Genomic DNA, 26,237 nt, shown 5'->3' on the forward strand with positions numbered 1-26,237 from the left:
TTTTTTAAATTGTTTACGTGATTTAGCGTGTGTCTCGTTGATAGCCTGTAAGGTCTGACTGTGTAATCCTAAATATTCACCGCTACCTTTGGTGTACTGGTTTAAATCATAGGCTGAAAAGTACTTACCGGTACGTTTTAGATGCTCAAAACTTAACGCATTAACATAGTTCCACACGAAGTTCACTGAACCGCTTAGACGATTCAGCTCTTTTATGTGTTTGTCTTTAATGCGTAGCTTGAGGGTTTTCATATCTTTAGTATGGCAATATTAATTTTAGCTTATAACCCTTTAACGACTTCTTACGACAGTGTGTGTCGCCTTATATCCACCCCCTGAAGTCGGTGGTTTTACGGCGACTGGTGATAAAAAAGGAGCGAATTATAAGAATAGCAGTCCAATTTAGCAAATGATTTGGCTTAAATAGTTCAGTTAATAATTTATGAACTGTTACGATTTTTAATAGAGTCTAAGTCCGCAATTCATTAATGCTATTCATCAACGCCTTTTAATTCGAAATCCAACTTTTTCGCTGCAGGATGAAAAGCGTAGCATATGGCGTTTCTATGTCCTAACTTCCAGCTTTCGGTAGTAGGAAATAAAACCGACATTTCATAATAAGAGTCTTGATAGCTACTACCGATATAGTCTTCAAACTTATCTTCACAGACATCAAGCATATCCTCAAAGAATTCATCTGTATCTAGCTTGGCCTCAGCAGTGGCAGGCAATCGATGGATATAATAAACTTCATTATCATGTGGCGCTCGGCACGACAAAGGTTCTAAAGCAAGATGGGTAATGGCTGCATTTGAGTTCTCGTCGATATGAGTATCTTCGGGATAGGCATCATCAAAGCACATCCCCACAAACGCTTCATCATAGTCTTGCGAAACAGACTGGGTGCCTTCTTCAGCTTTGCTGCAGCCAGACGTTAAAATAGCCATCATTAACGTACCTACAGCCACTGTGAAAGTTAGCTTTTGTCTGTCTATATTAAACTTTCTCAATTTTTTTCCTTTGTTATCTTGCTAAATATCCGGTCATTTCTTCCACGCCATGTAGAGTCATCGGATACATATGGCCCTCCATCAACTTTTTAATCTCACCTATAGTGTGGGTGTAATTCCAGTAGGCAGGATCTTCAGGGTTAAGCCAAGCCACTTTATCAAAATGATCCGTCACCCTCTTGAGCCAAACGGCTCCCGGCTCAGCATTCATATATTCCACACTACCGCCTACCGAAAATAACTCATACGGCGACATGGAGGCATCACCAACGAAAATCACACGATACTCACGGCCATACTTTTGTAAAAGATCCATGGTCGGTGTGCGTTCTGCGTGCCGGCGTTGATTATTCTTCCAGACAAAGTCATAAAGACAGTTGTGAAAATAATAGAATTCTAGGGTTTTAAACTCATTCTTGGCTGCAGAGAAAAGCTTCTCTAACGATTCGATGTGGATGTCCATACTGCCACCGACATCAAATAACATAAGCACTTTTACTCGGTTGCGACGCTCAGGCTGCATGTGAATATCAAGCACCCCTTTTTGTGCTGTGCGTTTGATGGTTTCTTTCACATCCAGCTCATCAGCGCTACCGGTCCGGGCAAATTGACGTAGATTTCGTAGCGCCATTTGTAGTTGGCGGGTACCCAGCTGCTTATCATCATCTAAGTCACGGTATTTGCGCTGCTCCCAGACTTTAACCGCACTGCGCTTGCGTGATTCACCGCCGACACGCACTCCCTCAGGGTGATCACCATAAGCGCCAAAAGGTGAGCTACCACCAGTTCCTACCCATTTACTGCCCCCTTGATGGCGCTCTTTTTGCTCTTTTAAACGCTCCTCGAGGGCCTTCATCAGCGCTTCAAGCGAACCATATTTCTTCAGCAATCGGCGCTGCTCTTCAGTTAAGTTTTTGGGATCAAGCTTAAGCTCTAACCACTCTTTGGGGATATCGGTTAGCTTCGCCATCAATTCATCAATATCTAAGCTGTCCACGCCATCGAAATAGTCAGCCATGGCCCGGTCAAACTTATCAAAGTGACGCTCATCTTTAACCATGCATAGCTTAATCAGCCGATACATGTCCTCACGGCTAGCGAAATACCATAAATCTTTATCTTCAGGAAAATCAGGATGCGGCTGACGCATCAACCCCTTATCAAGCGCAGCATTTAAGTCGAGCAGCTCACGCGTACTCACCGGTACTCCATAAGTGCGCAAGGTATAAAACAGTTTTACAAACATATCAGCCTAGCCTTTTGATTTTGCTGACCCAGAAGGATAACTCCAATTACTGGGTCAAAATCATAGTTGATCAACATCAGATTATTTAGTTATCTGTTAACTAGCGACGCATCATATTGGCGAAGCGCTGCAACAAGGTAATGTCTGCTTCATTTTTAAGCAAGGCACCATACAAAGGAGGAATCGACTTCTCACCGCGTAGGTTCTCTTCCAACTCTTGCTGCGCCATATCATCAGCCAACAATAAAGTCAGCCAGTCTACTAGCTCAGAAGTTGAAGGCGGCTTCTTTAAACCTTGCAAGTTGCGTAGCTTATAGAAGATATCTAACGCATCATTGACCAATTTTTCTTGGATATTTGGGAAATGAACATCGACGATTTGACGCATGGTTTGCTCGTCTGGGAAGTCAATGTAGTGGAAGAAGCAGCGACGTAAGAAGGCATCAGGCAGCTCTTTTTCATTGTTTGAGGTGATGATAACCACAGGGCGCTTATCGGCAGTAATGGTCTCACCGGTCTCATAAACATAAAACGACATCTTATCTAGCTCATGTAGCAAGTCGTTCGGGAATTCGATATCTGCTTTATCAATCTCATCGATCAATAACACACTGCGCTCATTTGAGGTAAAAGCTTCCCATAACTTACCAGGCTTAATGTAGTTATTGATATCGTACACTTTGTCATCACCCAATTGTGAGTCGCGCAGGCGTGATACGGCATCGTATTCATATAAGCCCTGCTCAGCCTTGGTCGTTGATTTAATGTGCCAAGTAATCAGTGGCATACCCAGACTCTGTGCCACTTCTTCAGCCAATAAGGTTTTACCAGTGCCAGGCTCGCCCTTGATCAACAACGGCTTTTGTAAAGTAATGGCTGCATTAACTGCTAACTGTAGATCATCAGTAGCAATATAGCTTTGGGTACCAGTAAACTCTTTACTCGGATTCTGAGCATCATTATTGGATTGCGTCATAATTATTATCTCGCTAAATTTTTTGTGTATGGAAGATTAAAATAGGCAGTAAGCAGAATTTTGATTTATAAGGGTTTATTTAATGCTGCTATTAACATATTAGATAGCTGAACAAATATCAAACTACTTTTTTAAACATCACGTTATTACTTTACTTACAGAGTTTGTTTTTTAGAAGGAGAAATGGCGGGTTGAAAATTTTAGAGGCCAACAGTATTTACTGCTGACCTCTATATAATTTTATTTAGGTAGTGTTGTAAGTAATATGAGAGTCGCAGTCAAACCCACTAAGAGTCTTTCTTATTAACATCAACGGCAGTAGGTTTGGTAGTCGGCTTTGTTGGGTCAGTTTTTTTGCTTAAAGTAGCATCAGAATTATCTTTTAACGAGCTATCTGTTGCCACCTCTTTCGCCACAGGCACTTCTTTTTTATGCCCTGGCACTTCACACTTTCGTTTAATCAGCTCAGGCTCTTTCTTTACAGCCTCATCACCCTGAACCAGATCAACATAATTGGCTGAAGCCAGCTGCATGTTCGCTCTTTCGTCAGCCAAAGCCTGTTGACGAGATTGATCTGCACTTTTTTCAACAATATTTCTAATCATTTGCCAAATAAAGCCCAGTACCAGTCCGACAGCGAATACCACTAAGATAGGCAGTAGACTACGCAGTGCTAGTCCCGGATCTTTCATTAAGATACCGTAGACTACCCCAATGCTGGCAGGAGCCACTTCACCGGTATTACCCGCAGCAGATCCTGGCGCCAATAAAATGGAGAACAAAGCTAGCCAGCTCATGCCACCTAAAGGACTGGGCAGAATTCTAACGATAAACAGCCATAATAAAAGCACAATGGCAGAAAATCCGACATAGGCATATATTGGTAACATATCTGCTGGCACGTCAGCCACTAAGTGACTCCACCAAATTGTCAGTCGGCTCACTGAATCGCTGATTTCATCCAGCGGCAAATTAATAACAATATTGCGTAACCATTCCATGCAATGCTCAGTCTACTAGTCAATTAAAGTTAAATTAAACTTACTGCTGTACTCTATTTAGTTATTAGCAAACAGTAATAGGTCATGCTTAAGTTGGCATATTCTACCACGACTCAGTTAATAATAAATCAAATCACAGCAAGCAATAATAGCCAACAACGCCTTCTTTATCTCAGTCCTCAACTTATATAGTGAGCGACTAGGATCTATTTTAAATGTTTTCTACATTAATTGAAAAAGTTAAATTTTAACAATTAATCGTAACGCTTATCCTGTGCCTCTTTCATTCGAGCTTGCGCTTGGGCCAATAAAACGTCTGATGGCGGAGTTTGCACAAAATAACCTTGCGAGTTTAGTTTTTCTATTACTTCATTTTTATCAACTCGAGCTAATTTTTTGGTCTCTGCTAAATCTAGATGCATTAAAAACTTAGCCTCCCCTAAACTTTTACGTAGCTCTTTGGGTAATACACCTAACCAATCTTTAATCTCATCTGTGTCATCAGGATAGTCAGGTCTGGCTATATAAACGTACATTTCGCTGTGTTTAGGGAATTTGTAAATATCACAATGCATTGAGGTTACCTTTTGCTATTTTCTATTTGGGTACGAGTCTATTTATGTGCGGGTGTTATATTTAACCCGTATTAGAATGTCAGATTAGGCTATATAATCTAAGTAAGGTTATATAATACAGCAGGATGCCAATAAAAGTTGCTTATAACTGCTTATGATAACCAATGTACTAATAATCTGCTATTAAACTCAATGTAAGATCAGGGCAATCGCACTACAAATCGATTTTAGCTACATTTTAATTAATTATTGACCTTTTACAGATGTTATCACCAATTTTCGGTCGCAAATAACAAAAACACGAGATATATAAAAATATTTTAGTTATAGTTTCTAACTATTTAACACCTTTTATTTAGATAATCTAATTTAAAGCGGCTATTTTCTATAGTGCGATTGCCCTGAATGTAAGATGAAACATAAATTTGATTTCATTTCTTTCTGCTTAGGCTAAACTCATAACTTGAGTAAATAACTGCCTGCCATTTTAATTTTATTTAGCAGCCTAAACCCTATTATTGAGGGGGTTTTATCAAACCGAGCACAGTACTTAGAATTTGTGACTTGTAAAATAGTTTCGCACCTTTCATAATAAGGGCGTTTTTCAGGAGAGCGCAGTGACCTTTTTGACCCTATATTATTATTAAACTAGGGCTATTAAACCTGACTGCCACCGAAGGCGTAAGCACCCTGCCAATCGCTCAGGTAACCGGACTGAATAACTCATTAACCCACCGCATGTTATAACATCATGTAGGGAAGGGTCTGTGTCTTAGCTTTTATTTAGATTATAAATTTATATTTAGGGCAGCTAAGCTAGGACAACAATGACAAATCTGGAGAGTGGTGCTTAATATTATAAGTACCCACCGAAGGGGAGAAGATAGTGGTAATAAGCCACTATCGAAAATCTCAGGTAACAGGACAGATGGGGCAAATAAGTAATTCGAGACTCTTTATCGGCATTTACTGATAAAGGTGATGACTCGTCGACTTATTTGCCTTTTTTTATGCCCTTTATTTTTTATACCCTTTATAAAGCATACTTTACTACAATGCAGTTAGACTTGATTTTATAACCTCATATTTTTGATTGAAATCGTTTACGATACAGTAGTTGTTCAACCAGTTTATTAATTACTTTTATTACTAATCACAAGGATTTGTCATGACCACTTTACAACGTACTCCTCTTTATCAGTCACACGTGGACAATAACGGTAAAATTGTAGATTTCTCAGGCTGGGAACTACCTATTCATTACGGCTCTCAGATTGATGAACACGAAGCAGTCCGCACCGATGCGGGTATGTTTGATGTGTCACACATGGTCATTACCGATGTGGAAGGCACTGAATCTAAAGCTTGGTTGCAAAAACTGCTAGCTAACGATGTTGCCAAACTTAAGACTGTAGGTAAAGCTCTATACTCAGGCATGCTAAATGCTGAGGGCGGCATCATTGATGATTTAATCGTTTATTTAATGAATGAGGACGAGACTCAATACCGCATCATCTCTAACGCTGCTACTCGCGATAAAGATTTGGCTCAATTTAATAAAGTAGCCGAAGGCTTTGAGGTTACCTTAACTGAACGTCCTGAGCTGGCTATTTTAGCCATTCAGGGGCCTAACGCTGTGGCTAAATTAAAACAAGCCAAGCCAAGCTGGTCTGACATCTTAGATGGCCTTAAGCCTTTTGTGGGTGCGGACTTAGCAGACACAGAAGCAGCCGACTGGTTTGTGGCCCGTACCGGTTATACTGGTGAAGATGGCGTTGAAGTTATCCTACCAGGCGACAATGCTGCAGAGTTTTATCAGCTGATGCTAGATCAAGGTGTCAAGCCAGCAGGTCTAGGCGCTCGTGATACCCTACGTATGGAAGCCGGTATGAACCTATATGGCCATGATATGGATGAAACTATCAGTCCTTATGAGTGCAACATGGGGTGGACCCTAGCGCTTAAAGATGACCGTGATTTCGTTGGCCGTGAAGCCCTTACCGCTAAGCGCAAACAAGCCAAAGAAGATGGCAGTGCTATGAAACAAGTGGGCCTATTATTAGAGACCCGCGGCGTACTACGTGAAGGCATGACAGTAACTATCAATCAAGGCACAGATAAAGAAACCACAGGTATTATCACCAGTGGTACCTTCTCCCCTAGCCTAAAGCAGTCTATCGCCATCGCTCGCATTCCAGAGTCAGTGACTGATGAAGACACAGTACAAGTAGATTTGCGCGGTAAAGGTAAATTTGTCGATGTTCGTGTATTAAAGCTACCTTTCGTACGTAATGGCGAAAAGCAGTTTGATTAATTAATTCTCATATGTAGCTTTGAGGAGTGCTGTATGTCTCAATCGTTTAGAGTTTTAGGCTTGTTGTTAGGTTCTTTGCTATTTAACCAAGCTAGCTTAGCCTCGACTGTGGACTGGACTCCGTTTTTCAAGCCATGGGAAAATGCATGTGACTTAAGCAAACAAGACATCATGCTTAAACGCATGACCCCTAATTACGATTCTTTTTACAAATCAAACACATATAAAGGTAATAAACTCCCCTTTAAACCGGGAACAATTGCACTGCCAAATGCCTATAAACTTTTCGTAGATAGCGACTTAAAGACTGGGTTTTATGATATAAATGGGATAAGCTCTGGCTCCACCTTTACCAAAAAATCTTCTTACTTTGATGCCCACTTTAATGTGGTAGGTACTTATTATGGCATGCCAATTAAAAAGATTGGTTTTGCAGGTGGTATTGCCAATGGTATATATTCCCCTTACTTCGTTATCGATAAGCCAGTAGATGAAGTAAGAAGAAAACTCAGAGCTAACACAAAAATTACTTTCGAAGATTGTGAGGTTTGTGATGAGAACGAAGACGATGAGGCCGCAGTAGGTTTAGAACTGTACCCATCTCAACAAAAAGCAAATATGACTGATGTTATATGCGACTTATCTAACTAACTTTTTTAACCCTAGGAGAAATTTATGAGTAATGTTCCATCAGAATTAAAGTATGTTGCTAGCCACGAATGGTTACGCATGGAAGATGACGGTACTATCACTGTCGGTATTACTGACCATGCTCAAGACGCTCTTGGCGATATCGTCTATGTTGAACTTCCAGATGTGGGTGATACTGTAGCCGTTGATGATGAAGTGGCTGTGGTTGAGTCTGTTAAAGCAGCTTCAGACGTTTATGCGCCTATCACTGGTGAAGTTGTGGCCATCAACGAAGCGCTTGAAGACGATCCAGAAGTTATTAACACCGACCCATATGGTGATGGCTGGATGTACCGCATTAAGCCTGACAATGCTGACGACTTTGATTCACTACTATCAGCTGAAGAGTATCAAGCTGACCTATAATTGACAGGCTTGTCTCTTTAATAAGGCGTGAACGGCGTTGTTTCATCTTTGAGGCGACGCTTACTTATTTTCACCCTTATATCATTAACTATTTAGGGATAAATAGGTTGTGTCACAACAAGACCAAGGAAGTCCTACCCCCACCCAAGAGACTAAAACAGATCAAGGTGTTGCTATGCAAGATATTAGATCGTCAAAGAATTTAGCCGCCTTTACAGAGGTAGTTGAGTCTCGTCGTTCAGTAAGAAGATTTACTGACACCCCTATTCCCGATGAAGTATTGCAAGACTGCTTGCGCTTAGCCATGCTTGCTCCTAACTCAAGTAACTTACAACCTTGGGATTTCTATGTTATTGAAACCCCAGATAAGCGTAGCAAAGCCAGTAAAATCTGTATGAACCAAAATGCAGCAAGAACCGCCAATAAGCTGATTGCTGTAGTTGCAAGAACCGATACTTGGCGCGACCATGCCAAACAAAATATTCGTGACTTTCCAGATGGCAAAGCCCCAAAAAAAGTACGCGACTACTATGAAAAAATTGTCCCTATGGATTTCCTACGAGGTCCTGCAGGGATGTTCTCTGCCGTTAAATGGGGAATGGCCAAAGCGGTAAGACAATTTAAAGGCCCCATTAAAACCCCTTGTTATACTTATGGGGACATCAAAAACTGGGCTATGTATAACACAGCACTGGCTGCCGAAAACTTGATTTTAGCCCTTCGTGCTCATGGCTTTGATAGCTGTGCTATGGGCGGCTTTGATGAACCTGCTTTAAAAAAATTACTCAATCTTAGTGACCACCACCATGTGGTTATGATGATAGCTGCTGGTGAGCGTGCCGAAAGAGGTATTTATCACAGCCAATTCCGTTTTGATTACGATAAATTCGTTAAACGGGTTTAATTTTCCTCAATGACACCTATTCAAATAACACTTACTGAATATTAAAGGTAGTAAACAACACTTAATCTGCAAAGGATATGCTAAAAATGACAAAACAGTCGCAAAATAAACCTCATATAGAAAGCCAAAAAAGCCATCAATCAGAGTCAGGTAGCCTAAACGCACCGCATCTAGAGGCTTTTAAACAGGTGATTGAGTCACGTCGATCTGTAAGACGTTTCACTGACACTCCTATCCCTGATGAGGTTCTTAAAGATTGTTTGCGCATGGCAATGCTTGCGCCCAATGCCAGTAACCTTCAGCAATGGGAGTTTTATGTTATTGATTCAGAAGAAGTTAAGAAAAAAGCAGTTAAGCTTTGCCTGGGACAAAACGCAGCCAAAACCTCTAATAGATTAATAGCCGTTGTTGCCCGTACTGATAACTGGCGACAACACAGCAAGCAAATTATTAAAGAATACCCACAACAGCCGGTACCGGCAAAGGTTAAGAGATATTACGAAAAGCTTATTCCACTGGTTTATACCCAAGATCCAATTAATGCACTAGCCGTGGTCAAATGGGGATTTACCACCGTACATCGTAAAGTTAAAGGTCCTGTAGTCACGCCTTATTACACTCAGGCTGACCAAGTAAAATGGGCGCTTAGTAATACGTTTTTAGCAGCTGAAAACTTAATGTTAGCGCTAAGAGCATACGGATTTGATACCTGCCCGATGGGCGGATTTGATGAGCCGGGTATGAAAAAACTACTGGGCTTAACCCGTCATCACCATATTGCCATGATGATTGGTGCGGGCGAAAGAAGCGACAACGGTATTTATAATGAACAATTTAGGTTCGATTACGACCAATTTGTTAAGCACGTTTAATTTAGAAATTTTACAACCGGTACGACAACTGCCAGTTTAATCCGGCTTCACGGTTTTCAAGCTTGTTACTGTGAAACCCTAGCCACATGTTTGATTTAACCATTAAGGACTGCCATGACCTCCCAAAACACAAACTCTAACCTATCTTTTGACGGTCTATTTGACGAAACACGTTTTGTAGCCAGACACTTAGGTTCAGGTGCTAACGATCAAGCAGAAATGCTTAAAGCGGTTGGCTATGATGACATGGACAGCTTTATTGCTGATACCGTGCCTGAAGCTGTGCGCATGAACCGTGAATTAGATCTACCAAAAGCCATGAGTGAGCATAATGCTCTGGCCAAGCTACGTGGCATGGCTGATGACATCAAGGTTAATAAAAGCTACATTGGGCAAGGCTACTCGCCAGTACGTATGCCCGCTGTTATTCAGCGTAACGTCCTAGAAAATCCAGGCTGGTATACCGCTTACACCCCTTATCAAGCTGAAATCTCACAAGGTCGTCTTGAAGCTTTATTAAACTTCCAACAAGTTTGCATCGACCTCACTGGTCTAGAATTGGCCGGCGCGTCACTTCTTGATGAAGCCACGGCTGCCGCTGAAGGTATGGCGATGGCCAAACGCGTTAGCAAAAGTAAATCCAACCAATTCTTCGTTGATGAACGTATCTATCCTCAAACTTTAGACGTCATTCGTACCCGTGCCAAATACTTTGGTTGGGAAGTGGTTGTTGGTGATTTTGAAACCGCCAAATCAGGTGACTTCTTTGGTGCTATCTTCCAATACGTAGGCCGTGAAGGGGATGTGGTTGATTTAACAGAGGTAATCTCTGCGGTTAAAGAGAATAAAACCTATGCCCTAGTGGTCAGTGACATCATGAGCTTGGTGTTATTAAAGTCACCAGCGGCTATCGGTGCTGATGTGGCTTTAGGGAGTACTCAGCGTTTTGGTATCCCAATGGGCTTTGGGGGTCCACATGCGGCCTACTTTGCTTTCTCTGATAAAGCAAAACGCTCTGCTCCTGGTCGTATTATCGGGGTTTCAAAAGATGCTCAAGGCAACACTGCCTTACGTATGGCGCTACAAACTCGTGAGCAACACATCCGCCGCGAAAAAGCCAACTCAAACATCTGTACTTCTCAAGTATTGTTGGCCAACCTAGCTGGTATGTACGCGGTCTATCATGGCCCTGAAGGTTTAAAACGCATTGCCACTCGTATCCATGCTATGGCCACTGCTTTTAGCGATGCTATCAAAGCAGCCGGCGGTGAATTAAGCGTTATTCACGATCAAATCTTCGACACGGTGTTAGTAGACTGTGGCTCTGAAAGATTGGCCACTCAAATCTATGAAAATGCAGAAAATGTCGGCTATAACTTATGGCGTGAAGGCGACAGCAAACTGTCTGTTTCTTTCTCTGAAATCAGTAACTCAGCAGATTTCGAAACCTTAACTCAGTTATTTACTAACAAAGCTGAAGCGTTACCTAGCGAAGCCAAAGTCTCTTTAAACGACGCGGTTCTACGTACTGATGCCATCTTAACTCACCCAGTGTTTAACTCGCACCACACTGAGCATGAAATGCTTCGTTATTTGAAGAAGCTTGAAGACAAAGACTTGGCCATGAACCGCAGCATGATTTCACTGGGCAGCTGTACCATGAAGCTAAATGCTACCAGCGAAATGCTACCTATTACTTGGAACGAGTTTGCCAACGTGCATCCTTTTGCACCGCAAGACCAAGTGACAGGCTACGTGGCGATGATTGAAAGCCTACAAGAGCAATTAAAAGCCATCACCGGCTTTGACGACATCTCAATGCAGCCAAACTCTGGGGCATCAGGCGAATACGCGGGTCTACTGGCCATTCGCCGCTACCATGAATCATTGGGTCAAACCAACCGTGATGTGTGTTTGATTCCTAAATCTGCCCATGGTACCAACCCAGCCACCGCGCAGATGATGGGTATGAAAGTTGTCGTAATCGCCACTGATGAAAATGGTAACGTTGACGTTGAAGACCTAAAAGCGAAGTGTGAAGAGCACAGCGAAAACTTAGGTGCGCTAATGATCACCTATCCGTCTACTCATGGTGTGTTCGAAGCCGGTATTCGTGATATCTGTGCTCTAATTCACAGCCATGGTGGTCAAGTGTATATGGACGGCGCCAACATGAACGCCCAAGTGGGCATCATGCAGCCTGCAGAAGTGGGTGCTGACGTATTGCACATGAACCTGCACAAAACCTTCTGTATCCCACACGGCGGCGGCGGTCCAGGCATGGGTCCTATCGGCATGAAGGCTCACTTAGCGCCTTTCAAAGCCAACCATAGCGTGGCTCCAGTATTTAATGCGACTCAAGACACTACTGCGGTCTCAGCTGCTCCTTATGGTTCAGCCAGCATCTTACCTATCTCATGGATGTACATCACCATGATGGGCCGTGATGGTCTGCTACAAGCCACTAAGACAGCTCTATTAAACGCCAACTATGTGGCCAGCCAGCTACAAGATGATTACCCTGTACTTTATACCGGTAAGAATGGCCGTGTCGCGCACGAATGTATCATTGATATCCGTCCACTTAAAGAAGAGACCGGTATCACTGAAGCGGACATCGCTAAGCGTTTGATGGACTATGGTTTCCATGCGCCAACCATGAGCTTCCCAGTAGCGGGTACACTAATGATTGAGCCAACAGAGTCTGAAGCTAAGCATGAGCTTGACCGCTTTATCTCTGCCCTTAAATCTATTAAGCAAGAAGCGCTTAAAGTGAAAGAAGGCACTGATGGCTGGACGGCTGACAACAACCCATTGGTTAACGCACCGCACACAGCGTTCGTTATCACTAGCGAAGAATGGAACTATCCTTATAGCCGTGATACTGCTGCGTTCCCATTAGACTATATCCGTCAGCATAAATTCTGGCCGACCGTCGGTCGTATCGATGATGCCTATGGCGATAAAAATCTAATGTGTAGCTGCCCAAGCATCGAAAACTATATGTAATCATAATCAGCAATTGCTAGCTTATAGCCACTGTTGATTTTATAGTGACAACAAAAAACCTTCAGGTCTAAGACTTGAAGGTTTTTTTATATCTATAAGATCAGATTAACTTTTACTGACATTTTTTAACTCATAGACCTTAACGCTCTATTTATAATCTTTAAAGTGATACTCAAAACTCAATCACTTTATAAAACCACATAATCACAATTAGGAACCACTTTTGTCAAAATCTAAGTCATCGCCTACACCCTTAAACCCTGCTCACAAACCCTTTGTGGTATTAATACATGGGCTACATCAAAAAGCTTGGATTATGCAGCCTTTAGCAATGCAGCTACAAAGCCGAGGCTTTGCTACGTATCAGCATAACTATTACAGCCTACGCGATAGTATTGATAAACACAGTAATAGTCTTAATAGTTGGCTTTTAGATAACCATTACCCCTCGGTTGCCATCAACCTGGTGGGTCATAGCTTAGGCGGACTGGTAATTAGAGATTTTATTTCACGGTATCCACAGTGGAATATTGGACGCTGCGTAACTTTGGGCACCCCTCACAAAGGCAGTACCACTGCTAAATATGTAAATAATTTACTATCGCCCTTGGTGGGTAATGCTTATAAAAATGCATTAGATGGACAGAATGCGCCCCTAAAAAAAGGCGTTAGCCTAGGAGTAATAGCCGGTAATGCCCCTTATGGTCTAGGGCAAATAGTGCTTAACTATCACAATCAAAAGTCAAAACTTAGCTACCCTCAGTGTGAGCATGATGGGACGGTCTATGTCTATGAAACCAAGCTTGAGTCAGCAACCGACCACATCATCCTTCCTGTCTCGCATACCGGAATGTTAATTAATCAAGCTGTCGCTGAACAAACCGCTTATTTTTTGGATCATGGCATGTTTAAAAGGCCTGCGATCAAAAAGCCTGCTAATGAAAAGCCATAAACCCATCCGCTTATAACTCATCCTCTTCTTGCTGCATGCGCATACCTTCTTTTAGCTGCTGCTTATAAGTTTCGAGCAGTGGAATCAGGGTTTGCATGACCCAGGGGTTACGCCACCCTTTTAGCCCTTCTGGAATATCCTCAATAGGCAAATCATAAGCAACAGCTTCATAAAGCTGAGACAGCCATTTTTTGCGCATCAGCACATTGGCAGGAACACCAGTCTCGGCCTCATACTCTTTTATCACTTGGTTTACCGCTTTTGAGACCGTCTTATCTTTAGAACGATAAGGCGGTAACACTAAGGCAGGCTGCTCCTCAACGGGTAGAGTGCGCGCTTTATTGATAATATCAATCAACTCATCGCCGTATAGATGAATCATGCTGCGATGCATGGTGGTTTTTTGGGTCAGTTGCTTGATGCTTTTCGGAAACTCCACCACCACATCACGTACCGCTTGTTTTTTCAAAATAAAAGTTTTCGGTTGATTGGTGGCACGGGCCAAAGCTTCCCGCCAGCTAGAGACGGCTTGTAACACCGCCAATTGTTCACCAGTATAACGAAAATCAGCCATCGCTAAATAAGTGGCATCATCTTCAATATTAGCCGCCTCATACAACTCTTTGGTATAAAGCTGGCAGTCTTCAATCACCTTATCTAATAAATCTCTTTTGACAAGTTGCTGATGTAAAATATCGTACAAATTAAGCAAATAACGCACATCATCAATGGCATAACACTTTTGCTCATAGGTCAGTGGTCGGGCCAACCAATCTGATTGACTCTCCCCTTTTTCAACATGAATATCTAACTCCTGACTCAATGCCTGTTGATAGCCCATTTGCAACTGACCGGTTAAATAAGACAATGCTATCTGAGTATCAAAGACATTGGTTAATGCCGGGCTTTCTGATAATAGATAAAAAATACCCAAATCTTCGCCACAAGCATGCCAGATCATCATCGGCATCTCTTCTAACACCACCCAGAACTCGGTCAAATCAAGCTTAGGAGCATCAATCAGATAGATGGTATCACCGGTATTAATTTGTACCAGAGCAAGGATCGGGAAATAAGTGCTGCGCTTAATAAACTCGGTATCCAAAGCCACTCTATCTCGGGTTTCTAAATCATCAAGACAGGCTTCTAGAGCATCAAAGTCAGATACCCAGTGTACTGGTAAATTAGTAGAAGCTTCCAAACCTCGTTTGATAGCTGCTACATCAAGCAATTTACTCGGGTCGTGAATAGTCGCTGTGTTTGCTGTCGACTCTTGAGTGGGGATGCTGCCTGTGGATACCTGAGTCATGGAAGTCTTCTTTACCGTGATAAATAAAAAATAGGAGTTTGGGTTAAATAGAGGTTATAACCAGAAATTTTACTAATTACTAAGAGCGGTTTTGCAAAGCTTGAGAGAGGGTCATGCTATCTAAATATTCAAGCTCTCCGCCCATCGGAATACCTTGAGCTATACGGGTAACCTTGCCCACATGACGACGAACCGCTTCAGAGATAAAATGAGCCGTAGTCTGACCTTCCACCGTAGTGCTGGTGGCCAAAATCAGCTCATCTACAGGCGACGCTTTCACTCGATTAACCAACTGATCAATATTAAGATCATCGGCATTAATACCATCAAGCGGCGACAAATGACCGCCTAGCACAAAATATCGACCGCGATAGCCGCCAGATTGTTCAATAGCCATCACATCTGCAGCCGTTTCTACTACACACAGCACCTTGTCATCGCGCCTAGGGTCTAAACAAATCGGGCAAATCTCATCATCACTAAAAGAGTGGCATTGCTGGCATTCAATAATACCATGCATGGCAATATCTAAAGCCTGCGCCAAGGCCGAGCCTTGAGGTCTTTTCCCATTAAGCAGATGCAAGGCCATGCGTTGGGCAGTCTTTTGTCCCACGCCTGGCAGTACCCGCAGCTGCTTAACCAAATTATCAAATTTTTCGGTTAACAATCAATCACCTTTTTTATATGCAAAATATTTTACTACTTTATATTTTAGCAACTTATAGAGTCAGACACGACCACAAGCTACTAATTGACCTCCTCCCCTCGCTAAACCGAGGGGATTCCTACAGCTAGACGGTCAAGCCCGACCGCAAGGATATTCTTAGCAGCATTGGTATCTCTATCATGCCATGTGCCACACTCAGCACAAGTCCATCCTCTTATTCGCAAACCTGCTCTACCTTTTGGACTACTGTCACTTATTTTATGGCAGCACGAGCAGGTCTGGGTAGTGTAACTCTCATTTACCATCTCAAACTGACAACCTGCATGCTTGCATTTATATTCCAGTTGTCGTTTAAGTTCAAACCATCCGGCATCGTATGTCGATTTAGCGAGCTTGGTTTTTTTAGTTGTAAATGAGCGTGATTTAACATCACCAACTACAATTAAGCTGTTATCTTTAACAAGCTTGGTGGTGAATTTATGAATTAAGTCTAATCTTGTATTTTTAATTTTGGCGTGGATTGCTTTGACACGTTTTTTATTCTTAGCACGCTGGGCTACTGCTAATTTATTCGCCCACTTTTGCGTTTGCTTAATAATTAACTTGTCGCCATTTGATGTGGTTGCAGACTCTTTTAAACCTAAGTCAATACCAACGCTGCCCATACCGCTTGCTTGCTTAGGAAAGTCTTTAACGGTAATACACACATACCAACGATTACGACTGTCTTGTACTATCTCAAGCGTGTTGATTTGATATAGGCTTAGGTTGTAGCTATCGAATACATCTATGATGAGCTTTTGACCTTTAGATAGTGATAGCTGTATGGTTGATCTCAGTACTTTCTTTCCCGTTTGTTTTGTGCTTAGGTATTTGATAGCAGACTTTTTAAAAGGTATCCAGCCCAGTGTTTTGCGTTTTGCATCAGGACGATTGCTGCGCCAGTTAAGTTTGGCTTTTTTAAATTGCTTCCGCGCCTTGGCGTGAGTTTCATTGATGGCTTGCAGTGTTTGACTGTGCAAGCCTAAATACTCACCGCTACCTTTGGTGTATTGGCTTAAATCATAAGCACTAAAAAACTTACCAGTACGTTTTAGATGCTCAAAACTTAACGCATTAACATAGTTCCACACGAAGTTTACCGAACCGCTTAGCTGATTCAGCTCTTTTATGTGCTTGTCTTTAATGCGTAGCTTGAGTGTTTTCATATATTCAGTATGGCGAGGTTAATTTTAACTTACAACCCTTTAACTGCTTCTGACGACAGTGTGTGTCGCCTTATATCCACCCCCTGAAGTGGGTGGTTTTACGGCGATAGGTGATAAAACTTCGCACTGGCTACAGTATCCCCCAGGAAGCGAGTATATGTCGAGCTACGTCGAAGCCCACAAAGGCGACTATGATGTGGTTTTCTTTGGGTTACAAGCTTACATTAAAGAATATCTGAGCAAGCCTATTAGCACTGCAGATATTGACGAGGCAGAGCAAATCATTACCGCTCACGGCCTACCCTTTAATCGCTCAGGTTGGGAGCGTCTAGTAGAGAAGCATGATGGTTATCTGCCGATTAGAATTCAAGCAGTGCCCGAGGGCAGCATTGTTCCTGTCTCCAATGTGGTGTGTCAGATTATTAATACCGATCCTGAGTTTTATTGGCTACCTAGCTATTTAGAGACCTCTTTATTACGGGCCATTTGGTATCCTTCAACGGTATCGAGTTTATCTTATTACTGCAAAAACGTAATCAAAGCGGCCCTGGAGAAATCAGCAGATAGCCGAGCTGGCCTGCCCTTTAAGTTACATGACTTTGGAGCCCGTGGTGCTTCAAGCTTAGAGTCTGTGGCTTTAGGTAGCCTGGCTCATTTAGTCAACTTCTCTGGCACTGACAGTATGACTGCTTTAGTTTCAGCCAGTCGCTGGTATGGTATGAGCGAGGAGATGCCTGCCTTCTCTATTCCCGCTGCAGAACACAGCACCATGACTGCTTGGGGTCGCGAACGTGAAAGCCAAGCCTATGCCAATATGCTAGAGCAATTTGGAGGTGAGGGAAATACTGTGGCGGTGGTCTCGGACAGTTATGACCTATGGAACGCCATTGATAATATTTGGGGCGATGAGTTAAAGCAGCAAGTCGAAACCATGGGCGGCACTTTAGTCATCCGCCCTGACAGTGGGGATCCCGCTAAAGTTGTGCGTGAAGCTTTAGAGCGCTTATCGGTCAAATTTGGCTACAGTCTAAATAGCAAAGGCTATAAAGTTCTGCCGGATTATGTGCGTCTAATCCAGGGCGATGGCATAAGTCCGCAAAGCCTAGGCAAGATATTACAGACAGTAATGAAGGCTGGATTTAGCGCCGATGACGTTACTTTCGGCATGGGTGGCGGCTTATTACAGCAAGTGACCCGAGACACCATGAGCTGGGCCATGAAAGCCAGTGCCATTCAAATCGACGGAGAATGGAAAGACATCTTCAAAGACCCCATTACCAGTCGCTCAAAACGTTCGAAAAAAGGACGCTTAGCCCTAGTCAAAGACCAACAAGGCAATATGAGCACCATAAAAGAAGCCCAGCTACAAAGCCGCGAAGATAACTTATTACGTGATGTGTTTGTCGATGGTAAGCTATTAATTGACGATAGCTTAACCACCATTCGTCAGCGTACTGGGAGTTGGTAAAATACAGCCTACCACTTACCAGTATCAGCTTCAATGAGTCGTATTACATTTGATAAACAAAAGCTTCGTCCTATCTAAGGCGAAGCTTTTGTTTATGTTTCTCTTTTGCATGTTTCGTTTAGATAAGAACCATAACCAAATCATGCAAAGCAGGAGGCTCGGCTGTCACCCTACTCTAGCTTGAGATATCAAACTGTATTACACTCATAGCTTCCTAAAACAGCCAGATAAACTATATAACAGCCAGATAAACTATATAAAAGAAAAAACTATGATTCCTTTGCAACCGAAACACATCGCATTAGCCCCGGTTTATCTCTACCAAGGTATGAAGCTAAAAAAGACCGCTTTAAGACTGCCAGAAGCAGAAGGAGAACGTAAAGGGCGACTGACTCTTAACGAAAAGGACAGCCCTTCAGAGGATAAGAGCACCTTAAATATCATGCTGCTAGGAGACTCCTCAGCGGCTGGTGTCGGGGTGAGCTCACAACAAGAAGCGCTTGCCGGCCAATTGCTTGAGCAACTGCAGCTACTGCCCCAAATTCAACAGAAATTCTCACAGCTGGAGTGGGCGCTGCACGCCACTTCTGGTCATACTAGCTTTGATGCTCTACGTAGGCTCTATGTGTTGCCCGTACCCCCCACTCCTGTAGACATCATGATAGTGATGGTGGGGGTAAATGACACCACTGCTAATGTCTCTATTAACAAATGGGAGCAGCAGCTGCGCGAGATTATAGGCTTAAGTCAGCGCAAATTTGGAGCGAAACAGATTATCTTCCCTTGCTTACCCCCCATGCAGGAAATGCCGGCTATTCCTAGCCCACTTAATAAGTTAATGGGGTATAAAACGCAGATAATGAATGAGAAGCTGATTGAGGTTTGTGACCACTATGAGTCGGTATTGGCTTTGCCGATTAACCTTAACAATAAGGATCTACAACCCCAAAACTTCTTTGCTGAAGATGGCTTTCATCCGAATTCCACCGCCTACTCACTGTTGGCAAAAAAATTGGCGAAAACCATTTCTGAGCTAGTTTAGATCAGCCCTTTACGACGCATATGTTTGTAGACCACAACCACTACTAAAACATTTAGTAGCAGCGTCGCTAGCTGTAGCCAATCAAAAGGTCGAGCGATGAGATAGTAAAGCTCAACGGGCAAAAAAATACCGTAGCCTAAAACGCTAAACCAATAAGCCCAGGTTTTATCAGTCCATAAACCATAAGCCTCAATAAAGCGAAGACTGGCATAACCCAAAATCAATAATAAGAATAAGGTCCAGTTCTCTGAAGCTTTCTGGGCCACTCGGGTAAGCGCCTCGACTTGGGTACTAAATAAAGTACCAAAATGTTGGACCCAAGCGTGATTCGCCGACTCAATCCACAGCGACACGTCATTATGCCAAGCCCATAAAGCAAGGGCAGTAATCACTGCCCCTACTCCTTTTATTAATTCATAAAAAGTGACTGCTTTAATGGAGCCACTAATTACAGTGGGCTCAGTCAAAATAAGTCTCCACCACCTTACCTTGTAAGGTCTGATTTAAGAAAGGCGTATTTTTACCTTTTGACAGCATACTGTCTCGAGTCAGCTGCCACTCATGATTAGGATCAACCAATACCGCACCCCCGATTTCGTGATACTGCTCTTCAATACCCGCAATTCGTGCTGGCGCCAAACAAATCTTCTCTACCAATTGTTCCGGGGTCAAGATGTTGTCACGTACCAGTTTACAAGCTAGGCCCATAAAGGTATCAAAGTTTGAAATCCCTGGGGTAGACTCAGCAAAAGGCGCTTGCTTTGCGGTGTCATTTAAGGGCTCATGATGACTACAAATGGCGTCGATGGTTCCGTCTTGCAGACCTCTAATCAGTGCCTTTTGGTCGGTATTACTGCGCAGAGGTGGAATGACATAAGCTTGAGCATTAAACCCTTCTAAATCGTCATCGGTTAAATGCAGCTGATGCATCGCCACATCACAAGTGACCGGCAAGCCCTGAGCTTTGGCCAAACGCATTAAGCCGATGGAGGACTTACAGGTCAACTGACTAAAGTGAGCGGAAATACCTGTTTCCTCGACCATCAACAATTGAGTAGATAGGGCAACCGTCTCTGCCAACCAAGGAATGCCTTGTAAGCCATGGAAAGAGGCGATATAGCCTTCATGAGCTACCCCGCCTGCAGATAGGCTAGGCTCATTAGGGTAGAAAAACACTTTTAAACCAAAAGTAGCGGCATACTCTAAAGTACGCAGTAATACTAAATCGTTGGCAAAGGGACGACCCGCATTAGTGACTGCAATACAGCCTCCTTTTTTAAGACCAGCCACATTGGCCGGACGCTCCCCTTTTAACTCTGCAGTTAGGGCCCCTAAGATGTGCAGGTAGATGCCCCCATCTTGCTTGGCGCGTTCTCTTAAACCTTTTAATAAGGATCCGTTTTCTAAGACAGGAGTGGTATCTGGCGGGGTAATCACATGCAAGAATCCGTTGGCACGAGCCGCACGACCTTCTGTTTGTAAAGTACCGTGCTGTTGTAGACCAGGTTCACGTAGACGAGCACATAAATCGACCAATGGCGGTAACAACCAGTGATTTTCTTTGGCTTCGATATCGGGTTGGGTAAACTCTTTAGGCAGTAGGTTAATCATGATATATCCAGTATTTTTTAGTATGAGAGATAGAGTTTCATTTATAGGCTATAAGCATAAGCAAGGTTTATTCAGTAAGACTCTGAACTTATAGTAAAGAGTGCAACGCTTGATATTCGCGTTGCCCTTGTACCGCCATAGCTAACACAGCCATACGAATCGCGATGCCATTATTGACCTGCTTTAAAATTACTGACTGCGGGCCATCTGCGACAGTTGAAGCAATCTCTACCCCTCGGTTCATAGGACCTGGGTGCATGACAATAGCGTCTGGCTTAGCTTTGGCCACACGCTCTGGAGTAATCCCATACTTTTTGAAGTATTCCCCTGATGCTGCCATTAACGGAGAGCCAATACGCTCATTTTGAATACGCAGCCCCATTAATACATCACAATCAACCACGCCCTCATCGATATCCTCATAAACCTTCACCCCATAACGCTCAATCCCTTTTGGTAATAAAGTACGAGGTGCAATGACCCGAATTTCTTTTACGCCCAATATTTTTAGAGCGGCAATATCAGAGCGGGCCACACGCGAGTGCTTGATATCCCCAATGATGGCCACCGTTAACTCCTCAAACGGACGCGGTGCCTCACGGTGAATGGTTAACATATCCAACATGCCTTGCGTAGGATGCGCATGCCAACCATCACCACCGTTAATGATAGCAATCTCAGGGGTTACTTCAGTAGCCATGAAATGCGCTGCACCAGAAGCAGAGTGACGCACCACGAATATGTCGGCAGTCATTGCTTGTAGGTTCCATAAGGTGTCCCGCAAACTCTCGCCTTTTTGGGTGCTAGAGCGGGCAATATCAATATTTAATACGTTGGCGCCCAAGCGTTTTTCTGCCACTTCAAACGTGGTGCGAGTACGGGTTGATGGCTCAAAGAATAGGTTCATGACCGTACAGCCTTCAAGCTCAGGGCTGTTAATCAATTGACCATTGTCATCAAAAAATGATTCAGCCTTAGCAATAATGGCTTTCAACTGAGCACGACTTAAGCCTTCAATCCCTAAAAAATGACGGATATTACCGTCCTCATTTAATTGGGGTTTACTCAATGAGGCATTCATTCTTGCCGTTGTCGAGTCAAAGTTAGCAGATAGGGTCGACTGTGAGGGATGTGCAGTCTCAGGTTTCTGTGTTGAGTCAGTCATGGCAGTTAAAGGTATCCTTTATGAGCAGATGCAGATGGGTGGTTGGGCAGTAAAACTAGGGCCAAACCATATAAGGTAGTACAATCCGTTATCGGGATTATCATTTATATCAGCTATTATAGTTAACTTGCACAAGAAATATTGCATGGTTTTTGCTACACTTTGCGCAGACCCATTACTGCTAATTATAGTCAGCAGTAGTAGACAGTCTACAAGTCACTTTTTTACCCGAATAAAACATAAAGGGCTATCTTTGACCCTTATCAAACTGGGTTAGTAAAAGTTGGTATAGTTTAGCTGATTTACTGCCTTTCAAAAAGTGACCGTATTGACTTTCTCGTACTAGATTTATGTAAAAAAACACATTTATAGATACAATAGACCCCTTCCTGACTCTTGGATAAAGGAATCCATAATGACTACGCTTAACGACTACTTCCAAAGTTACCTAACCGCTACTTCTTCAGACAGTAGTAGTGAAAAATCTGCGGTAATTGATGTGATTAATACCATTACTACAGTAGGTAAAGAGATTACAGAGCTTTTACGCAAAGGCGCTTTGGCAGATATCCATGGCGAAGCCGGTGCGGAAAACGTACAGGGTGAACAACAAAAGAAATTGGACGTTATTGCTAATGACTTATTACTAGACGCACTAACCGCTAATAAACACTGTGCTGGTGTCGCTAGTGAAGAGTTGGATGATGCTACCCCTGCCAATGAATCAGGAGAGCTTTTGGTGTTGTTTGACCCGCTAGATGGCTCATCAAATATTGATATCAACATGCCTACTGGCACCATCTTCTCAATCTTACCTCATAACAACAAAGGCCAAGCAGTAACGAACGCAGACTTTTTACAAAAAGGTACTGAGCAGTTGGCAGCCGGCTACTTGCTATATGGTTCATCAGCGATGTTGGCATTCACCTTCTCTGACGCTTTAGATAGCAACAATGATGGCGTGATTCTATTTAGCTTAAACCCAACCACAGGCGAGTTTGAACTGGTTAAAAAGAACATCTCTATTGACGCCGATACCAAAGAGTATGCCATTAATGCTTCAAACGCACGCCACTGGTTACCGCCCATGCAGCAGTATATTAACGAATTGCTAGCAGGTACTACTGGTCCTCGTGGTAAAAACTTTAATACCCGCTGGGTCGCTGCTATGGTAGGTGACGTCCATCGTATTTTATGCCGTGGCGGTATCTTTATTTATCCCAAAGACACTAAGGATCCAAGCAAAGCGGGCAAGCTTCGTTTAATGTACGAAGCCAATCCTATGAGTCTGCTTATCGAACGTGCAGGCGGAGCTTCAACAGATGCCATCAATCGCATTATGGACTACGAACCTACCGATATTCATCAACGCGTCCCAGTGGTATTGGGCGCAAAGAATGAGGTTGAGCAGGTACAAAAGTTGCATCAACAAGCTTAGTTAACTGTATTTAATTACTATAACTTATTGCTATAAGAGGCCAAGCCAACTAGGTTTGGCCTTTTTTATTGCAAAACTCCATCACGTATTAAACACTAGGTGTGTTACCCTACTGACTATATGTTTGATCCTTACAGCCTCGCTTTTATTAGCTAAACGAACTACCCATAAAGCAGAGCTAGGCCAAAAGTAATCGAAAACTATATATTTTAATATCTAAATCAAATGAGCAAATAATGACCGACGCAATCAGCAACAAGTTTTCTAATAACCCAGTTATTACTTCAGAAAAGAACCCAACAGTGAAGTTAGCAAAAGCTTTGTTAACCCAATCACGCCAACGTAAAAAGGCAGGTCAGACGGTACTTGAAGGCGTACACCTTATAGAAGCAGCGCTTCAAGCCAAGCACTTGCCGCAACAAATCATCATCTCTTACAGTGGCCTATCGCATCCAGAAGTTCAGGCCCTACTGGCCTCACTCAGCGAGCAGAATCTTGATAATCAACTTACTGTAGTTAGTGACAGTGTTTACCAGGGCATTACTACCTTAGGGAATGGGGTTGAGATCATGGCCATTGTCGATGTTCCTGAGCACAATTTACACACCTTAAAAGCGCCTATTACCACGGATTGTTTAATCTTAAATGACGTCCAAGACAATGGTAACGTAGGCACTCTATTACGCACAGCAGCAGCCGTGGGCATCAAAAACATTATCTGCACCAAAGGCAGCGCTCAGGCTTGGTCACCAAAAACCATGCGTGCCGGTATGGGGGCTCAGTTTGGATTAACTATCTACGAAGGCATTGAAGCCGATGAAGTCTTGAGCTATTTAAGACTGCCTATCTATGCAACTAGCTCGCACACAGATAACATTATTTATAAACAGAATCTAAATCGCCCAGTAGCTTGGGTAATGGGTCATGAAGGCCAAGGCGTCTGTGAAGATATTATGAAGCAAGCCACCCCAGTGGCATTACCTCAGCCTAACGGTCAAGAAAGCCTAAATGTGGCCATTGCAGGCGCTCTGTGTATGTATGAGACACTACGCCAAAGAGACTATAGTTAAACTATAGCTTAGCTAAAATCAAAAGCTATAGTGACTCAAAATGTTTACATTAAAAAAGGCACCTTAGGTGCCTTTTTTATAGTCATCAAACCATGAAAATAACTTTAAACGTAAGGCTTTTCTCTTAGCCATTTGGTCGCCAAGTATTTAACCCCTTCGGTTACAGGTGTTCCTGCATGTAAGGTTAATTTATCAATCTGACCATTCAAATCAGTATTAGCAAAATACAGTGCTGTACCCATCTTTGGACGCACTTCAAAATTTAAATTTGGAAATCGGGTCGAACCACCAGCATCAACGTCCGATAAGTACATTAAAAAGGTACCCAATCGCTGTCCCCCTTTCTTAGTCACCACACTACTACTCTTTTTAGCTGGATCAAAGAAGTCGAAATGAGGACGGTACTCTCCGCCATCTTCATAGCGTAATACTTGTAATCCTTCTCCATTTTCAACCGGCCAATGTACTAACTCGGATATTCTGTTTTCGATGTTTTTAATTACCGGAATTTCACCACGTTGATAGCCAGTACTGGTGCTAGTTCGAGCATGATGTTCAACAAAAGTACCATCTTCAGGATTAACCACTCTTGAGGCCTTTAGCTTACTATCGGCATCATCAATTAAAGCCTGACATTCCTCAGGACTTAAAAAGTTATTAATGACTGCAATAAACGGTTTATGACAAGTAAAAGCCAAAGAGACTTCTCTATCCATCAATTTGATATGGTTATGTGAGATATCTATATAAGGTATTTGCAGGTTGCTATTACTCTTATGGATCAATTCATAAGCAGCATCTATCCACCCTTTTTCAAATAAGCTAGCAGCCAATTTATTGGAAGGGACTCCTCTAGCTAGGTTATGTTTTAACCAATCTTGCCAAGTTTTTTCTAGTTCCATTAGAGCACTCATCTACAATTCCTTTGTTTGCATTAGGTCAGTAATAGAAGCGACTTCGATTAATCAGCTGATAAAAATTAATAAACCTAAGTCAGATTAAATTAGGCTCGCTTAAATCTACCACTTTAGATTTCGTTATTATAAGAGTAATAGTACTTTAAAAATCGCTGTAAAAGCAAACCATAGCTGACAGATTATAATCAATACAGGCAAATGTTCAGCATAAAAAAAGACCCTCTGTTTCCAGAGGGTCTTTTTCGCATGATGCTGTACTACGTTAAACTAAAATTAGTTTTTAACGTTAGCAACAACACCAGCACCTACAGTACGGCCACCTTCGCGAATAGCGAAACGTAAACCTTTGTCCATAGCGATTGGGTGGATTAGCTCTACGCTCATCTCAACGTTATCGCCTGGCATTACCATTTCAGTACCTTCTTGT

The 26,237-nt window shown here is 42.7% G+C and carries 24 protein-coding genes, 1 pseudogene and 2 riboswitches; of the genes and pseudogenes, 11 read left to right on the forward strand and 14 right to left on the reverse strand.

What is annotated here, in order from left to right:
• The 6 genes and pseudogenes from A1019T_RS08210 to A1019T_RS08235 form a co-directional block, all read right to left on the reverse strand.
• Positions 1-252 (reverse strand): annotated as a pseudogene (locus A1019T_RS08210) (RNA-guided endonuclease InsQ/TnpB family protein); the annotation flags it as partial.
• 239 nt (positions 253-491) lie between these two features.
• Positions 492-1,010, reverse strand: coding sequence for a septum formation family protein (locus tag A1019T_RS08215; protein WP_077451224.1), 519 nt, complete (start codon positions 1,008-1,010; stop codon positions 492-494).
• A gap of 13 nt (positions 1,011-1,023) precedes the next feature.
• Entirely contained in the window at positions 1,024-2,256 is a 1,233-nt protein-coding gene (locus A1019T_RS08220) for a vWA domain-containing protein (RefSeq protein WP_077451225.1), read from the reverse strand.
• Positions 2,257-2,356: 100 nt separating this feature from the next.
• Positions 2,357-3,232 (reverse strand): AAA family ATPase, encoded by an 876-nt coding sequence (locus tag A1019T_RS08225; RefSeq protein WP_077451226.1) that lies wholly within the window; start codon positions 3,230-3,232, stop codon positions 2,357-2,359.
• A gap of 287 nt (positions 3,233-3,519) precedes the next feature.
• Positions 3,520-4,233: a hypothetical protein gene (locus tag A1019T_RS08230; protein WP_244156591.1), complete on the reverse strand. Its 714-nt coding sequence runs from the start codon at positions 4,231-4,233 to the stop codon at positions 3,520-3,522.
• A gap of 254 nt (positions 4,234-4,487) precedes the next feature.
• A complete protein-coding gene (locus A1019T_RS08235; protein WP_077451227.1) occupies positions 4,488-4,808 on the reverse strand; it encodes a YcgL domain-containing protein in 321 nt (106 codons plus the stop codon).
• A 595-nt stretch (positions 4,809-5,403) separates the two neighbouring features.
• Positions 5,404-5,535, forward strand: a riboswitch (glycine riboswitch).
• A 99-nt stretch (positions 5,536-5,634) separates the two neighbouring features.
• Positions 5,635-5,746, forward strand: a riboswitch (glycine riboswitch).
• 230 nt (positions 5,747-5,976) lie between these two features.
• Between A1019T_RS08235 and gcvT the strand changes: the two genes are divergently transcribed.
• The 7 genes from gcvT (at position 5,977) to A1019T_RS08270 (ending at position 13,915) form a co-directional block, all read left to right on the forward strand.
• Positions 5,977-7,122, forward strand: coding sequence for a glycine cleavage system aminomethyltransferase GcvT (gene gcvT, locus A1019T_RS08240; RefSeq protein ID WP_077451228.1), 1,146 nt, complete (start codon positions 5,977-5,979; stop codon positions 7,120-7,122).
• Between the two features lie 33 nt (positions 7,123-7,155).
• Entirely contained in the window at positions 7,156-7,773 is a 618-nt protein-coding gene (locus A1019T_RS08245) for a hypothetical protein (protein ID WP_077451229.1), read from the forward strand.
• 24 nt (positions 7,774-7,797) lie between these two features.
• Positions 7,798-8,178, forward strand: a complete 381-nt coding sequence (gene gcvH, locus A1019T_RS08250; RefSeq protein ID WP_077451230.1) for a glycine cleavage system protein GcvH — start codon at positions 7,798-7,800, stop codon at positions 8,176-8,178.
• A gap of 175 nt (positions 8,179-8,353) precedes the next feature.
• Complete coding sequence (locus tag A1019T_RS08255; RefSeq protein ID WP_077451245.1) at positions 8,354-9,082, forward strand: nitroreductase family protein; 729 nt, start codon at positions 8,354-8,356, stop codon at positions 9,080-9,082.
• An 86-nt stretch (positions 9,083-9,168) separates the two neighbouring features.
• Positions 9,169-9,954, forward strand: a complete 786-nt coding sequence (locus A1019T_RS08260; protein ID WP_077451231.1) for a nitroreductase family protein — start codon at positions 9,169-9,171, stop codon at positions 9,952-9,954.
• A 114-nt stretch (positions 9,955-10,068) separates the two neighbouring features.
• Positions 10,069-12,963, forward strand: coding sequence for an aminomethyl-transferring glycine dehydrogenase (gene gcvP, locus A1019T_RS08265; RefSeq protein ID WP_077451232.1), 2,895 nt, complete (start codon positions 10,069-10,071; stop codon positions 12,961-12,963).
• Between the two features lie 223 nt (positions 12,964-13,186).
• Entirely contained in the window at positions 13,187-13,915 is a 729-nt protein-coding gene (locus A1019T_RS08270) for a serine aminopeptidase domain-containing protein (protein WP_077451233.1), read from the forward strand.
• A 10-nt stretch (positions 13,916-13,925) separates the two neighbouring features.
• On the opposite strand, the gene A1019T_RS08275 is transcribed toward A1019T_RS08270, so the two are convergent.
• The 3 genes from A1019T_RS08275 to A1019T_RS08285 all read right to left on the reverse strand — a co-directional run bounded on the left by A1019T_RS08275 (position 13,926) and on the right by A1019T_RS08285 (position 17,099).
• Positions 13,926-15,224 carry a ribonuclease D gene (locus A1019T_RS08275; protein WP_077451234.1) on the reverse strand — a complete coding sequence of 433 codons (1,299 nt, stop codon included), beginning with the start codon at positions 15,222-15,224 and terminating at the stop codon, positions 13,926-13,928.
• Between the two features lie 79 nt (positions 15,225-15,303).
• A complete protein-coding gene (gene recR, locus A1019T_RS08280) occupies positions 15,304-15,891 on the reverse strand; it encodes a recombination mediator RecR (protein ID WP_077451235.1) in 588 nt (195 codons plus the stop codon).
• Positions 15,892-15,992: 101 nt separating this feature from the next.
• A complete protein-coding gene (locus A1019T_RS08285; protein ID WP_077451236.1) occupies positions 15,993-17,099 on the reverse strand; it encodes an RNA-guided endonuclease InsQ/TnpB family protein in 1,107 nt (368 codons plus the stop codon).
• An 88-nt stretch (positions 17,100-17,187) separates the two neighbouring features.
• On the opposite strand from A1019T_RS08285, the gene A1019T_RS08290 reads away from it, so the two are divergent.
• Positions 17,188-18,567, forward strand: a complete 1,380-nt coding sequence (locus A1019T_RS08290; RefSeq protein ID WP_208608054.1) for a nicotinate phosphoribosyltransferase — start codon at positions 17,188-17,190, stop codon at positions 18,565-18,567.
• A 271-nt stretch (positions 18,568-18,838) separates the two neighbouring features.
• Positions 18,839-19,609, forward strand: a complete 771-nt coding sequence (locus A1019T_RS08295) for an SGNH/GDSL hydrolase family protein (protein ID WP_077451238.1) — start codon at positions 18,839-18,841, stop codon at positions 19,607-19,609.
• Here A1019T_RS08295 and A1019T_RS08300 read toward each other — a convergent pair.
• From A1019T_RS08300 to A1019T_RS08310, 3 genes are all read right to left on the reverse strand, one after another.
• The gene (locus A1019T_RS08300) at positions 19,606-20,076 is read right to left on the reverse strand and encodes a DUF2127 domain-containing protein (RefSeq protein ID WP_077451239.1); all 471 of its coding nucleotides are present in this window, start codon (positions 20,074-20,076) and stop codon (positions 19,606-19,608) included. The genes A1019T_RS08295 and A1019T_RS08300 overlap by 4 nt on opposite strands.
• On the reverse strand, positions 20,069-21,220 hold the full coding sequence (locus A1019T_RS08305) for a dihydroorotase (RefSeq protein WP_077451240.1): 1,152 nt from the start codon (positions 21,218-21,220) through the stop codon (positions 20,069-20,071). The genes A1019T_RS08300 and A1019T_RS08305 overlap by 8 nt, the downstream gene beginning before the upstream one ends.
• An 88-nt stretch (positions 21,221-21,308) precedes the next feature.
• Positions 21,309-22,301 (reverse strand): aspartate carbamoyltransferase catalytic subunit, encoded by a 993-nt coding sequence (locus tag A1019T_RS08310; protein ID WP_095532588.1) that lies wholly within the window; start codon positions 22,299-22,301, stop codon positions 21,309-21,311.
• Between the two features lie 499 nt (positions 22,302-22,800).
• Here A1019T_RS08310 and A1019T_RS08315 point away from each other — a divergent pair, with 499 nt between their 5' ends.
• Positions 22,801-23,823, forward strand: coding sequence for a class 1 fructose-bisphosphatase (locus tag A1019T_RS08315; RefSeq protein ID WP_077451242.1), 1,023 nt, complete (start codon positions 22,801-22,803; stop codon positions 23,821-23,823).
• A 236-nt stretch (positions 23,824-24,059) separates the two neighbouring features.
• Positions 24,060-24,893 carry a TrmH family RNA methyltransferase gene (locus A1019T_RS08320; RefSeq protein WP_077451243.1) on the forward strand — a complete coding sequence of 278 codons (834 nt, stop codon included), beginning with the start codon at positions 24,060-24,062 and terminating at the stop codon, positions 24,891-24,893.
• Positions 24,894-24,997: 104 nt separating this feature from the next.
• Here A1019T_RS08320 and A1019T_RS08325 read toward each other — a convergent pair whose 3' ends face one another.
• Both A1019T_RS08325 and A1019T_RS08330 read right to left on the reverse strand, forming a co-directional pair.
• Positions 24,998-25,807, reverse strand: a complete 810-nt coding sequence (locus A1019T_RS08325) for a 2OG-Fe(II) oxygenase (RefSeq protein ID WP_077451244.1) — start codon at positions 25,805-25,807, stop codon at positions 24,998-25,000.
• A 276-nt stretch (positions 25,808-26,083) separates the two neighbouring features.
• Positions 26,084-26,237 (reverse strand): EF-Tu C-terminal domain-related protein (locus A1019T_RS08330; RefSeq protein WP_482822378.1); only part of this gene is annotated, 154 nt, incomplete at its 5' end.

Origin of the sequence: Psychrobacter piechaudii, assembly GCF_900162825.1 — a bacterium.
Lineage (GTDB): Bacteria > Pseudomonadota > Gammaproteobacteria > Pseudomonadales > Moraxellaceae > Psychrobacter > Psychrobacter piechaudii.